Annotated in this window: 9 protein-coding genes; all 9 read left to right on the top strand. The window is 63.1% G+C overall.

All coding sequences use genetic code 11. The features are described 5' to 3' along the window. The first annotated feature begins 72 nt into the window (after window positions 1-72). The 9 genes from pilM to ACNQPL_RS07280 all read left to right on the top strand — a co-directional run bounded on the left by pilM (window position 73) and on the right by ACNQPL_RS07280 (window position 13,358). Window positions 73-921 carry a type IV pilus biogenesis protein PilM gene (gene pilM / locus ACNQPL_RS07240; protein ID WP_416466309.1) on the top strand — a complete coding sequence of 283 codons (849 nt, stop codon included), beginning with the start codon at window positions 73-75 and terminating at the stop codon, window positions 919-921. Beyond that, the gene (locus tag ACNQPL_RS07245; RefSeq protein WP_416466310.1) at window positions 921-1,457 is read left to right on the top strand and encodes a PilN domain-containing protein; all 537 of its coding nucleotides are present in this window, start codon (window positions 921-923) and stop codon (window positions 1,455-1,457) included. The genes pilM and ACNQPL_RS07245 overlap by 1 nt, the downstream gene beginning before the upstream one ends. Beyond that, window positions 1,454-2,470, top strand: coding sequence for a pilus assembly protein PilP (locus ACNQPL_RS07250; protein ID WP_416466311.1), 1,017 nt, complete (start codon window positions 1,454-1,456; stop codon window positions 2,468-2,470). The genes ACNQPL_RS07245 and ACNQPL_RS07250 overlap by 4 nt, the downstream gene beginning before the upstream one ends. Beyond that, on the top strand, window positions 2,394-3,662 hold the full coding sequence (locus tag ACNQPL_RS07255; protein ID WP_416466338.1) for a type IV pilus secretin PilQ: 1,269 nt from the start codon (window positions 2,394-2,396) through the stop codon (window positions 3,660-3,662). The genes ACNQPL_RS07250 and ACNQPL_RS07255 overlap by 77 nt, the downstream gene beginning before the upstream one ends. Before the next feature lie 4 nt (window positions 3,663-3,666). After that, window positions 3,667-4,185, top strand: coding sequence for a shikimate kinase AroK (gene aroK / locus ACNQPL_RS07260; protein ID WP_346614151.1), 519 nt, complete (start codon window positions 3,667-3,669; stop codon window positions 4,183-4,185). A gap of 94 nt (window positions 4,186-4,279) precedes the next feature. Further along, on the top strand, window positions 4,280-5,377 hold the full coding sequence (aroB, locus tag ACNQPL_RS07265; protein ID WP_346614150.1) for a 3-dehydroquinate synthase: 1,098 nt from the start codon (window positions 4,280-4,282) through the stop codon (window positions 5,375-5,377). 15 nt (window positions 5,378-5,392) lie between these two features. Beyond that, a complete protein-coding gene (locus ACNQPL_RS07270; RefSeq protein ID WP_416466312.1) occupies window positions 5,393-6,997 on the top strand; it encodes an AAA family ATPase in 1,605 nt (534 codons plus the stop codon). A gap of 373 nt (window positions 6,998-7,370) precedes the next feature. Next, a complete protein-coding gene (gene gltB / locus ACNQPL_RS07275; protein WP_416466313.1) occupies window positions 7,371-11,816 on the top strand; it encodes a glutamate synthase large subunit in 4,446 nt (1,481 codons plus the stop codon). A 123-nt stretch (window positions 11,817-11,939) separates the two neighbouring features. Beyond that, a complete protein-coding gene (locus ACNQPL_RS07280; protein WP_099430676.1) occupies window positions 11,940-13,358 on the top strand; it encodes an FAD-dependent oxidoreductase in 1,419 nt (472 codons plus the stop codon).

Raw genomic sequence — 13,358 nt, forward strand, 5'->3', positions numbered from 1 at the left:
GGCCCGCTGCACCGCCTGGCCTTCCAGGGACTGGCGATGCAGCGGGTTTACGGTTGCCACAAGGGAACAACGATGCTTGGACGCATGGGCAAGGATGCCGGTTCACTGCTGGGGGTGGAAATTGCCTCCGATTCTGTACGGGTGCTGCAGTTGCGGCGGCTAAAGGGGCGCTATGAGCGGGTTGCGTGGGCGCTGGAACGGTTCGAGCCGTTTACCGCTGGCGACTGGTGGCAGGCACCGGATCGCGTTCTGGCGGCATTGAGTAGCGCCTATCGGCGCAGCGGTAGCCGCCAACGCCGGGTGGCGGTGGCACTGCCTGCTTCGCAGGTGATCTGCAAGTTGTGGCAATTGCCGCCCAGCCAGTCTGAAACCGAGCTGGAGGCGAAGCTGCTGGCCGACGCGGACAGGCTGTTCCCATTTCCGCTGGAAGAGTTGGTAATGGATTTTCAGGTAATGGGCGCTTCACAGGTTCAGGCAGGGGCACGGGATGTCATGGTGGCCGCCTGTCGGCAGGCTGTGCTGACCCCCCTGGAGGCGCTGTTCGAGGCGGCCGGACTACAGCTTGAAGCGGTGGAGGTCGACAGCATCGCTTTGCGGCGGCTTCTGCCTCAGCCGCGTGCAGAAGGCTCGGCGTTGCTGCGACTGGAGCCGTGTAGCGCGACGCTGCATTGCTGGTCCCCAGATGTACTGCCCCAGCGGCGCGAAATGCCCTTGGATCGGCTGTGCGAGTTGTTTGCCGATTGTCCCTTTCTGAATGATCTGGTGGTGACCAGCACGCCGACACTCCATCAGGCTCGGCTGCAACAACTGGCTGACAGCCTGAGTGTGCAATGCCGGCCATTGCCCCCGGTGGCCGGCATCGATTGTCACGACAACAGCATGACACTGGCGTGCGCGCTGGCATTGGGAGGTTGGCGCTGATGTTGCGTATCAACCTTCTACCCTGGCGCGAGCAGCAGCGCCTGGCGGCCCTGCGGCGCTTGCGCCTGATGCTGGTCGGCGGTGTGCTTCTGGCGTTATGCGTCGTGTTGTTGATGGACCAGCTGGCGCGGCAAAGGGCGCAGCAGCAGGCGATGGCCAATGTCAGTCAACAAGCGGTGATTGCTGGGTTGGACGCTCAGCTGGAGCGGCTTGAAAGCGCCAGGGAAACGCTTGATTCGGTGCGTGCTCAAGCTGACATGCTGGCCGCTCTGCACGCTGATAGAGGGCTTCTGGTCGCACTTTTCGCCGACCTGGAGCGTGCACTGCCTGAGGGTGTTCAGGTAGTCGAGCTGAAGCTTGAAGGCGACCGCCTGCATATCGTCGGGCTGGCTGTTTCCGGGGCCGTGGTGGCGCAGTTCATGCGCGACCTGGGGCGCTCCAGTGTGGTGCTGGACCTGGAGCTCAAACGCTTGAAAAGTCTGCCGGCTGGCGATGAGTTCTTGATGCTGGGGCGCATGTCGGCGTCGTGGTCGTGAGCGTTCTCTACCGCCTGGATTGGCTGGTGCCGGTCGTTCGCTCACCTTTGCTGAGCTATGCCCTGCCGATTTCTGTCGCGCTTGCAGTGCTTGCGCTGGGTTGCCTTGTTCGCCTGCCGGAGTGGCGGCAGCTCCAGCAGCTAGAACAGGCACAGGGCAGGCAACTGAGCGAGGAGCAGGAAGCCAAAACCGCTCGAGTGCTGGCGAGTGAGTCCATACGGGAAGCCACTGGCGAGGCCGAGCTGGAACTGCTAGACCACCGCTGGCGCCTTGCGGCAGGGGGCGACATCAGCGACTTGCTCGACCAGCTGGCAGCCTCCGGGCATGCGCATGGGCTGCACTTCGAGCAACTGGATGTACAGGAGGAGGTGAAGATGCCCGGCTTTCGCCGGACACCGCTCGATGTGCTGGTGGTTGGCCGCTATGCGTCGCTGCGCATGTGGCTGGACGATTGGCTGGGTCAGGTTCGCCTGCTGCGTGCTGGCGACCTGTATCTGGCCAGCGCAGCTGGCAAGCCTGGCTTGCTCCGCTTGCGCCTGCGGGTCAACGCCTTCCAGGCCGATGGGCCGGTGCCGGAGCCAGGCTCGCTGGCCCTGACCCCCGCCCGCGCTGACGTTCTGCCCCCTGTTCTCGACCCGTTTTCAGCCTGGTCGACCCGCGTTGCCCGCGAAGGGCTGGCCAACGTTCCACTGGCTCAGCTTGAAATGGTCGGCAGTTTGTCGCGCGGCCTGGAATACCAGGCAGTGCTGTCGTCTGCAGGTAGGTTGTACCGTGTGCGCGCCGGTGACGCGTTAGGGCGCGATGAGGGCGTGGTGAGCCATGTCGGCGAGAGGCAGGTCGAGGTGCGTGAACGGTTGTTCGTGGGTGGCAGGTGGCGGGAACGCAGCACATTGCTAACGCTCAGGAAGGGCGTGGACAGGGAGGTCAGGGAAGATGATGAAAGGCTTGATGACGTGGCTGATGTTGGCCGTGCTGCCGATGCCATTGATGGCCGCGCCACCTCATCGGGGTGAGCCGATTTCGTTGAACTTCCAGGATGTGGAAGTGCGCTCGGTGCTGCAGGTGCTGGCCGATTACGCCGGTATCAATCTGGTTGCCAGTGACACGGTTCAGGGCAACATTACCCTGCGCCTGCAGGGCGTGCCTTGGTATCAAGCCCTGGAGCTGATCTTGCGCAGCAAGGGGCTGGCGCGAAGGGAGGAAGGCAATGTGCTGCTGGTGGCACCAGCGGCCGAACTGGCTGAACAGTCACTTGGCGCGCGCCTGGGGCAGGAGCTGGACGCTCAACTGCAACCTTTGCGCCGGGAGTTGCTGCGGATCCATCACGCCGAAGCGTCCGAACTTGCCGAGTTGCTGCTGGCAACGCTGGCCGACGACGGTATCCTCACCGGCCGCGGGAGCTTGAGTGTCGATACCCGCACCAATACCTTGGTGGCGCACCAGCCTGAAGATCGACTCGCCGAGTTGCGCCAGTTGGTGGCGCAACTGGACGTGCCGGTGCGCCAGGTGGCGATCGAGGCGCGCATTGTCGAAGCCAATCTCGACTACGAGAAGAGCCTGGGGGTGCGCTGGGGGCGGCGGCTTTATGGCGAGACCCCACAGTTAGGGAAGGATGTGTTCGTCGATCTGGGTGTGGAGCGGGCCGGTTCCAGCATCGGCCTTGGCCTGCTGCGCGGAGGTGTGCTGCTGGACCTGGAGCTCAGCGCCATGGAAAAGACCGGCAACGGCGAAATCATTTCCCAGCCCAAGGTCGTCACCGCTGACAAAGAGACAGCCCGCATACTCAAGGGCACCGAGGTGCCTTACCAGGAGACGACCAAAAGCGGTGCTACGTCTGTCGCCTTCCGTGAAGCGTCGCTGTCTCTGGAGGTCACCCCGCAGATCACCCCGGACGGCAAGGTCATCATGACGGTCAAGGTGACCAAGGATGAGCCTGATTTCGTCAATGCCTTGAATGATGTGCCGCCAATCCGCAAGAACGAGGTGAATGCCAAGGTTCGGGTGGCCGATGGCGAGACAATCGTCATTGGGGGTGTGTACTCGACCACGCAAAACAATGTGGTCGACAAGGTGCCATTTTTTGGCGATCTGCCGTATGTTGGGCGGCTGTTTCGACGCGATGCATTACAAGAGAAAAAATCCGAGCTGCTGGTCTTCCTGACTCCGCGTATCATGAGTGACCAGGCGATTGCTGTGAGTCGTTGATTCTGTGCGAAATTTGATACTTGTAGGGCCCATGGGCGCTGGTAAAAGCACCATCGGACGCCTGTTGGCCAAAGAACTGCGCCTGCTGTTCAAAGATTCCGACAAGGAAATCGAACTGCGGTCCGGCGCCAATATCCCGTGGATCTTCGACAAGGAAGGCGAACCGGGCTTTCGTGACCGTGAGGAGGCGATGATCGCCGAACTCTGCGCGCTCGATGGCGTGGTCGTGGCGACCGGTGGCGGCGCAGTGATGCGCGAGGCCAATCGCCGGGCGTTGCACCGGGGCGGCCGGGTGATCTACCTGCATGCCTCGGTGGAGCAGCAGGTCGGGCGCACCGCGCGCGATCGCAATCGCCCGTTGCTGCGTACCGCCAACCCGGAGGCGACGTTGCGCAACCTGCTGGAAACGCGCGACCCGCTCTACCGTGAGATTGCTGACCTGGTGGTGGAAACCGACGAACGGCCGCCGCGCATGGTCGTGCTCGACATTCTCGACCGCTTGCAGCAGTTGCCGCCCCGGTAAGCCGGGACTATTCTCGGCCAGCGCCGAGGCGAGGTTCAACGATACCGCGTGGGTCGCTCAGCCGACGCCGCGCCCAAGTACATTGTGGGGATACATGCAGACACTAAAGGTCGACCTGGGCGAGCGCAGCTACCCGATCTACATTGGCGAAGGCCTGCTTGACCAGCCCGAGTTGCTGGCGCCGCATATTGCCGGCCGGCAGGTTGCCATCGTTTCCAACGAGACCGTCGCGCCCCTGTATCTCGAACGTTTGAGCAAGACCCTCGGTGCCTATTCGGTGCTGCCCGTGATCCTTCCAGACGGCGAAGCCTTCAAGAATTGGGAAACCCTGCAGCTGATCTTCGACGGCCTGCTGACTGCCCGGCACGACCGCCGCACCACGGTGGTGGCCCTTGGCGGTGGCGTGATCGGTGACATGGCCGGTTTCGCAGCGGCCTGCTACCAGCGCGGCGTCGATTTCATCCAGGTGCCGACCACGCTGCTGTCCCAGGTCGACTCCTCGGTCGGCGGCAAGACTGGCATCAACCACCCGCTGGGCAAGAACATGGTGGGTGCCTTCTATCAGCCCAACGCGGTGCTGATCGATACCACCAGCCTCAAGACCCTGCCCGAGCGTGAGCTGTCGGCGGGCCTGGCCGAAGTGATCAAGTACGGCCTGATCTGCGACAAACCCTTCCTCGGCTGGCTCGAAGACAACATCGAGGCCCTGCGCGCCCTGGAGCCTGCTGCCCTGACCGAAGCGATCCGCCGCTCCTGCGCGGCCAAGGCCGCAGTGGTGGGTGCCGATGAGCGCGAATCCGGCGTGCGCGCCACTCTCAACCTGGGGCATACCTTCGGGCATGCCATCGAAACGCACATGGGCTACGGTGTCTGGTTGCACGGCGAAGCCGTGGCAGCGGGCACGGTGATGGCCCTGGAAATGTCCATGCGCCTGGGCTGGATCGACCAGCCCGAGCGCGATCGCGCAATCCGCCTGCTGCAGGATGCAGGTTTGCCGGTGGTGCCACCACAGGAAATGACCCCGGCGCATTTCATGGAGCATATGGCGGTCGATAAAAAGGTGATCGATGGGCGTCTGCGTCTGGTGCTGCTGCGCCAGATGGGTGAAGCCGTGGTCACCGACGACTATCCGAAAGAGATTCTTCAGGCCACGCTGTCGGCGGATTACCGCGCGATCGTGGCCCAGCTTTGAGGTTGTGACAGCGCAATGACCAGTTTGCATGCCGATGAGGCGTTTCTCGACCACTACCAGTTGAGCCACGATCCGTTCGCGCCGCGTGTGCCCGGCTTCAAGTTCTTCCCTGCCCAGCGCAAGCCCGTGCTCGGCCAACTGCATCACTTGGCCCGCTACAGCCAGCTGATGCTGGTGGTTACAGGCCCGGTAGGCAGCGGCAAGACACTGCTGCGCCAGGCCTTGGTGGCCAGCACCAACAAACAGTCGGTGCAGAGCGTGGTGGTATCGGCCCGCGGTGCCAGCGATGCGGCCAGCGTGCTGGCCCAGGTGGCCCAGTCGCTGGAAGTAGCCCAGCCCGAAGTCCAGGCGATTCTGTCCAAGGTGGTACAACTCGCCCTCACCGGGCAAGAAGTCTACTTGCTGGTGGACGATGCGGAACAACTCGACGAGTCGGCACTCCAAGCGTTGCTGGAACTGGCGGCAGGTGTCCCGGAAGGGCGCCCGCACGTGTTCCTGTTCGGCGAACCCTCGCTGATCGCAGGGTTGGAGGAGATCCATGTCGAGGAAGAGCGTTTCCACGTCATCGAACTCGCCCCCTACAGCGAGGAAGAGACCCGCGAGTACCTGGAACAGCGCCTTGAAGGTGCCGGCCGGGGCATCGATGTGTTCACCCGTGAGCAGCTCGTCGATATCCATGAAAACTCCGACGGTTGGCCTGGCAACATCAACCAGGTCGCCCGCGATACCTTGATCGAAGCCATGATCGCCAGCCGCACGACGGCCAAGCGACCAACCATGGGGTTCAAAATGCCTAAGAAACACGTGCTCGCGTTGTCCGCTGTCGTCGTGGTCGCCGTTGCTGCCGCGGTTCTCATGCCCAAGAAAGGCGACAAGGCGCCAACCGATGCGCCAGCAGCCCAGGCCCAGCTGCCGCTGGGGGACGGCAAGTCGAACGACCCTTCCATCGAGTTCTCCGGCTCTTCGCAGCCGATGCCACTGCCGCTGGTTGGCCAGTCGCAGCCGGTGATGCGTGAGCCGCTGGCCCAGGCCGCGGGCATGGGCGATGGCGAGGAAGGCGGCCCGGCGGGTAACACCGCGTTGCAGCCTGGCAACCCGCCGACGGTCACCACCACCGCACCACCGCAAGGTGTGGCTGCCGGCCCGGCACCGACCATGGCGCAAGCCACCACCAGCCCTGCTCCGGCTCAGCCAGTAGCACCTGCGCAGAAGCCTGTTGCAACCCAGCCGGCCAAGCCGGTAGCGCCTGCCAAGCCTGCTCCGGCACCGACCCAGGTGGCCACCGCCAAGCCCGCTGCCAAACCTGCTGAAAAAGCAGCCGCTGGTGGCAGCACCGGTGGTTGGTACGCTGGCCAGAAGCCCGGCAATTATGTGGTGCAGATTCTCGGCACCAGTTCCGAAGCGTCGGCCCAGGCCTTCGTCAAGGCGCAGGGTGGCGACTATCGCTACTTCAAGAAAAACCTGCAGGGCAAGCCGCTGTACGTGGTCACTTATGGCAGCTTCGCCAACCGCGATGCAGCGGTTGCGGCAATCAAGAACTTGCCAGCGAAGGTCCAGGCTGGTAAACCTTGGCCACGTACCGTCGGCAGCGTCCAACAAGAGCTGGCCACGGCTCGCTGATTACCTTCCGGGCGGCATCACCCCGCCGCCCAGTTGCTGAGCGAAACTGACTTTCGTCTAGCCTGCTGCGCTCGAGCGCGGCAGGCTTTTCTGTCCCAGACTGCCGGCCACAAGCCAATCTTGCAGTCATGGCTGAAACGCTTCAGACTCTAGCCAAGCCGCTATCACGGCGCATGGCGCAAAAACATTCAAAATTGCGACATAAATTTTCAATGGTGAGACATGAAAATTTGTGGGCATCGCTGTCGCTGTGCAACAATGGTTTTCCATGGCCACCGCAAAAAAGCTGGCATTTGATCGGCGTGGATGGTAAGTGGTTGTTAAAAAAGAGATTTGCCTCCGGTTGAGAGGTGAACCTGGTGAGATAGTGTCTATGAAAACAGGTCTGTACCATCCCGAAGAATTCAAGGACAACTGTGGTTTTGGCCTGATCGCCCATATGACGGGTGAACCCAGCCACCACCTTCTGCAAACCGCCATGCAGGCACTGACTTGCATGACCCACCGCGGCGGAATCAACGCCGACGGCAAGACCGGCGACGGTTGCGGCCTGCTCATGCAGAAGCCTGATCAATTCCTGCGTGCCATGGCCCAGGAGCACTTTGCGGTCGAACTGCCCAAGCAGTACGCCGTCGGCATGGTGTTCTTCAATCAGGACCCGGTTAAAGCCGAAGCTGCTCGCGCCAACATGGATCGCGAAATCCTTGCCGCCGGTCTTACGCTGGTGGGCTGGCGTAAAGTGCCGATCGACACCAGCGTGCTCGGCCGCCTGGCCCTGGAGCGTCTGCCGCAGATCGAACAGGTGTTCATCGGCGGTGAAGGCCTGAGCGATCAGGAATTCGCCATCAAGCTGTTCAGTGCCCGTCGCCGTTCGTCCGTGGCCAACGCCCACGACGCCGACCACTACATCTGCAGCTTCTCGCACAAGACCATCATCTACAAAGGCCTGATGATGCCGCGCGATCTCGCGGCCTTCTACCCGGACCTGGATGACGAGCGCCTGCAAACCGCGATCTGCGTGTTCCACCAGCGCTTCTCCACCAATACCCTGCCGAAATGGCCGCTGGCGCAGCCGTTCCGCTTCCTCGCCCACAACGGCGAAATCAACACCATCACCGGCAACCGCAACTGGGCCATGGCCCGTCGCACCAAGTTCGCCAACGACCAGATCCCCGACCTCGAAGAGCTCGGCCCGCTGGTCAACCGCGTCGGCTCCGACTCCTCGAGCATGGACAACATGCTCGAGCTGATGGTCACCGGCGGCATCGACCTGTTCCGTGGCGTGCGCATGCTGGTACCGCCAGCCTGGCAGAACGTCGAGACCATGGATGCCGACCTGCGCGCCTTCTACGAGTACAACTCCATGCACATGGAGCCGTGGGATGGCCCGGCCGGTATCGTCATGACCGAAGGCCGCCACGCGGTCTGCCTGCTCGACCGTAACGGCCTGCGCCCGGCGCGCTGGGTGACCACCACCAATGGCTATATCACCATCGCTTCGGAAATCGGCGTATGGGGCTACAAGCCTGATGAAGTCGTTGCCAAGGGCCGCGTCGGCCCGGGTCAGATCCTGGCTGTCGACACCGAGACCGGCCATATCCTCGACACCGACGCCATCGATAACCGCTTGAAGTCGCGCCACCCGTACAAGCGCTGGCTGCGTCAGCACGCCCTGCGCATTCAGGCGACGCTGACCGATGACCAGGGCGCTGCCAGCTACGACAGCGACCAGCTCAAGCAATACATGAAGATGTTCCAGGTCACCTTCGAGGAGCGTGACCAGGTACTGCGCCCACTCGGCGAGCAGGGCCAGGAAGCGGTCGGCTCCATGGGCGACGACACGCCGATGGCCGTGCTGTCGCAGCGCGTGCGTTCGCCGTACGACTTCTTCCGCCAGCAGTTCGCCCAGGTAACCAACCCGCCGATCGACCCGCTGCGCGAAGCGATCGTCATGTCGCTGGAAATCTGCCTGGGCGCCGAGCGCAACATCTTCCAGGAATCCCCGGAGCACGCCTCGCGGGTGATTCTCAGCTCGCCGGTCATCTCGCCCGCCAAGTGGCGTTCGCTGATGAACCTGGAGCGCGAAGGCTTCGACCGCCAGCTGATCGACCTCAACTACGAGGAAAGCATCGGCCTGGAAGCTGCCATCCGCAACATCGCCGACCAAGCTGAAGAAGCGGTGCGGGCCGGCAAGACCCAACTGGTGCTGAGCGACCGTTACATCGCCCCGGGCAAGCTGCCGGTGCACGCTTCGTTCGCCGTCGGCGCAGTGCACCACCGCCTGACCGAAAAGGGCCTGCGCTGCGACAGCAACATCCTGGTCGAAACCGCCACCGCCCGCGACCCGCACCACTTCGCCGTGCTGCTGGGCTTCGGCGCCTCCGCCGTGTACCCGTACCTGGCCTATGAAGTGCTGGCCGACCTGATCCGTACCGGCGAGGTGCTGGGCGACCTGGATGAAGTCTTCAAGTACTACCGCAAAGGCATCTCCAAAGGCCTGCTGAAGATCCTGTCGAAGATGGGTATCTCCACCGTTGCCTCGTACCGTGGCGCGCAGCTGTTCGAAGCCGTGGGCCTGGCCGAGGAAGTGGTTGGCCTGAGCTTCAAGGGCGTTTCCAGCCGCATCAAGGGGGCGCGCTTCGTCGACCTCGAGGGCGACCAGAAGCTGCTCGCCGCCGAAGCCTGGAGCGCGCGCAAGCCGATCCAGCAAGGCGGCCTGCTCAAGTTCGTTCACGGTGGCGAATACCACGCCTATAACCCGGACGTGGTCAATACCCTGCAGGCTGCCGTGCAGCAGGGCGACTACGCCAAGTTCAAGGAATACACCTCGCTGGTCGACCAGCGCCCGGTGTCGATGATCCGCGACCTGCTGAAAGTGAAAGTGGCCGACGAGGCTCTGCCGCTGGAGCAGATCGAGCCGCTGGAGGCGATCCTCAAGCGCTTCGACTCGGCGGGTATCTCGCTGGGTGCACTGTCGCCAGAGGCCCACGAAGCGCTGGCCGAGGCGATGAACCGCCTGGGCGCGCGCTCCAACTCCGGTGAGGGCGGTGAAGACCCGTCGCGCTACGGCACCGTCCGCAGCTCGAAAATCAAGCAGGTCGCCACCGGCCGCTTCGGTGTGACCCCGGAATACCTGGTCAATGCCGAAGTGCTGCAGATCAAAGTTGCCCAGGGCGCCAAGCCCGGTGAGGGCGGCCAGCTGCCAGGCGGCAAGGTCAACGGCCTGATCGCCAAGCTGCGCTATGCGGTACCGGGCGTGACCCTGATCTCGCCGCCGCCGCACCACGACATCTATTCGATCGAAGACCTGGCCCAGCTGATCTACGACCTCAAGCAGGTCAACCCGCAGGCCCTGGTATCGGTCAAGCTGGTGGCAGAGGCGGGCGTTGGTACCATCGCCGCTGGCGTGGCCAAGGCCTACGCCGACCTGATCACCATCTCCGGTTACGACGGCGGCACCGGCGCTTCGCCGCTGACCTCGATCAAGTACGCTGGCGCCCCGTGGGAACTGGGCCTGGCTGAAACCCATCAGACCCTGCGCGGCAACGACCTGCGCGGCAAGGTGCGGGTACAGACCGACGGCGGCCTGAAAACCGGCCTCGACGTTATCAAGGCAGCCATCCTCGGCGCCGAAAGCTTCGGCTTCGGCACCGCGCCAATGATTGCCCTGGGCTGCAAGTACCTGCGCATCTGCCACCTGAACAACTGCGCCACCGGCGTAGCGACCCAGAACGACAAGCTGCGCAAGGACCACTACATCGGCACCGTCGACATGGTGATCAACTTCTTCACCTTCGTCGCCGAAGAAACCCGCGAGTGGCTGGCCAAGCTGGGCGTGCGCAGCCTGGGCGAGCTGATCGGCCGTACCGACCTGCTCGACGTGCTGCCGGGTGATACCGAGCGCCAGCAGTACCTGGACCTGTCGCCGCTGCTGGGCAGTTCGCACATCCCGGCGGACAAGCCGCAGTTCTGCGAGGTCGACAAGAACCCGCCGTTCGACAAGGGCGAGCTGGCCGAGAAGATGGTCGAAATGGCCCTGCCGGCCATTCGCGACCAGGCCGGTGGCGAGTTCGCGCTGGACATCTGCAACTGCGACCGTTCCATTGGTGCGCGCATCTCCGGCGAAATCGCCAAGCTGCACGGCAACCAGGGTATGGCGGCGTCGCCGATCACCTTCCGCTTCAAGGGCACTGCAGGCCAGAGCTTCGGCGTGTGGAACGCCGGTGGCCTGAACCTGTACCTGGAAGGTGACGCCAACGATTACGTCGGCAAAGGCATGACCGGTGGCAAGGTGACCATCGTGCCGCCTGCCGGCAGCCCGTTCGAAACCCAGCACAGCGCCATCGTCGGCAACACCTGCCTGTACGGCGCCACGGGCGGCAAGCTGTTTGCCGCCGGCACCGCGGGCGAGCGCTTCGCTGTGCGTAACTCCGGCGCCCACGCGGTGGTCGAGGGTACGGGTGATCACTGCTGTGAATACATGACCGGCGGCTTTGTCTGCGTTTTGGGCAAGACCGGTTACAACTTCGGTTCTGGCATGACTGGCGGCTTCGCCTACGTGCTCGACATGGACAACAGCTTCGTCGACAAGCTGAACCACGAACTGGTGGAAATCCAGCGCATCAGTGGTGAAGCGATGGAAGCCTACCGCAGCCACCTGGCGCGGGTCCTTGGCGAATACGTGGAAGAGACTGGCAGCGAGTGGGGGCGTGAGCTCTTCGAGAACCTGGACGACTATGTGCGGCGCTTCTGGCTGGTCAAGCCGAAAGCGGCCAACCTCAAGCAACTGCTGTCCAGCACCCGTGCCAACCCGCAGTAAAAACAGCTGCAAGTGGCAAGCCTCAAGCTGCAAGTCAATGCAGTTCGAGGTTTGCCCGGCTTAAGTGATCGTCTTGCGGCTTGCAGCGCGTAGCTTGCAGCTGCTGTTAAGAGGTTTTGAAAAATGGCTGAACGTCTGAGTAACGACTTCCAGTTCATCGAAGTGGGCCGCAAGGACCCGAAGAAAAAGCTGCTGCGCCAGCGCAAGAAGGAGTTCGTGGAGATCTACGAACCCTTCAAGCCCCAGCAGTCCGTAGAGCAGGCGCACCGTTGCCTGGGCTGCGGTAACCCGTATTGCGAGTGGAAGTGCCCGGTGCACAACTTCATCCCCAACTGGTTGAAGCTGGTTTCCGAAGGCAACATCCTGGCCGCCGCCGAGCTGTCGCACCAGACCAACACCCTGCCGGAGGTCTGTGGCCGCGTGTGCCCGCAAGACCGTCTGTGCGAGGGCGCCTGCACCTTGAACGACGGCTTCGGCGCCGTGACCATCGGCTCGGTGGAGAAGTACATCACCGATACCGCCTTCGCCATGGGCTGGCGCCCGGACATGTCCAAGGTCAAACCGACCGGCAAGCGCGTCGCCATCATCGGCGCCGGCCCGGCGGGCCTGGGCTGTGCCGACGTGCTGGTGCGTGCTGGGGTGACCCCGGTGGTGTTCGACAAGAACCCGGAAATCGGCGGCCTGCTGACCTTTGGCATCCCCGAGTTCAAGCTGGAAAAGACCGTGCTGAGCAACCGCCGCGAAGTCTTCACCGGCATGGGCATCGAGTTCCGCTTGAACACCGAGGTGGGTACCGACATCACCATGGAGCAGCTGCTCGCCGAATACGATGCCGTGTTCATGGGTATGGGCACCTACACCTACATGAAGGGCGGTTTCCCGGGCGAAGACCTGCCGGGTGTGCATGACGCACTGGACTTCCTGATCGCCAACGTCAACCGCAACCTGGGCTTTGAAAAGTCGCCGGAAGACTTTGTCGACATGCAGGGCAAGAAGGTCGTGGTACTGGGCGGTGGCGACACCGCGATGGACTGCAACCGCACCTCGATCCGCCAGGGCGCCAAGTCGGTGACGTGTGCCTATCGCCGTGACGAGGCCAACATGCCCGGCTCGCGCAAAGAGGTGAAGAACGCCAAGGAAGAAGGCGTGAAGTTCCTCTATAACCGCCAGCCCATTGCGATTGTCGGCGAAGACAAGGTCGAAGGCGTGAAAGTCGTCGAGACCCGTCTTGGCGAGCCGGATGCCCGCGGCCGCCGCAGCCCCGAGCCGATCCCCGGCTCCGAAGAGATCCTGCCGGCCGACGCCGTGGTGATCGCTTTCGGCTTCCGCCCAAGCCCGGCACCGTGGTTCGAGCAGCATGGCATCCAGATGGACAGCCAGGGCCGCGTGGTGGCACCGGAGAAAGGCAAGTTCAAGCACCAGACCAGCAACCCGAAAATCTTCGCCGGTGGCGACATGGTGCGCGGTTCGGACCTGGTGGTAACCGCCATCTTCGAAGGCCGCACGGCCGCCGAAGGTATCCTGGATTACCTCGAAGTCTGA

It is taken from the genome of Pseudomonas sp. LFS044, from assembly GCF_047978245.1.
Classification (GTDB): Bacteria; Pseudomonadota; Gammaproteobacteria; order Pseudomonadales; family Pseudomonadaceae; genus Aquipseudomonas.

What these genes read in the sequence shown, in the direction of transcription:
- pilM (WP_416466309.1), top strand. Translation starts at nt 73, where the DNA reads ATGCTTGGACGCATGGGCAAGGATGCCGGTTCACTGCTGGGGGTGGAA.
- ACNQPL_RS07245 (WP_416466310.1), top strand. Translation starts at nt 921, where the DNA reads ATGTTGCGTATCAACCTTCTACCCTGGCGCGAGCAGCAGCGCCTGGCG.
- ACNQPL_RS07255 (WP_416466338.1), top strand. Translation starts at nt 2,394, where the DNA reads ATGAAAGGCTTGATGACGTGGCTGATGTTGGCCGTGCTGCCGATGCCA.
- aroB (WP_346614150.1), top strand. Translation starts at nt 4,280, where the DNA reads ATGCAGACACTAAAGGTCGACCTGGGCGAGCGCAGCTACCCGATCTAC.
- ACNQPL_RS07270 (WP_416466312.1), top strand. Translation starts at nt 5,393, where the DNA reads ATGACCAGTTTGCATGCCGATGAGGCGTTTCTCGACCACTACCAGTTG.
- gltB (WP_416466313.1), top strand. Translation starts at nt 7,371, where the DNA reads ATGAAAACAGGTCTGTACCATCCCGAAGAATTCAAGGACAACTGTGGT.
- ACNQPL_RS07280 (WP_099430676.1), top strand. Translation starts at nt 11,940, where the DNA reads ATGGCTGAACGTCTGAGTAACGACTTCCAGTTCATCGAAGTGGGCCGC.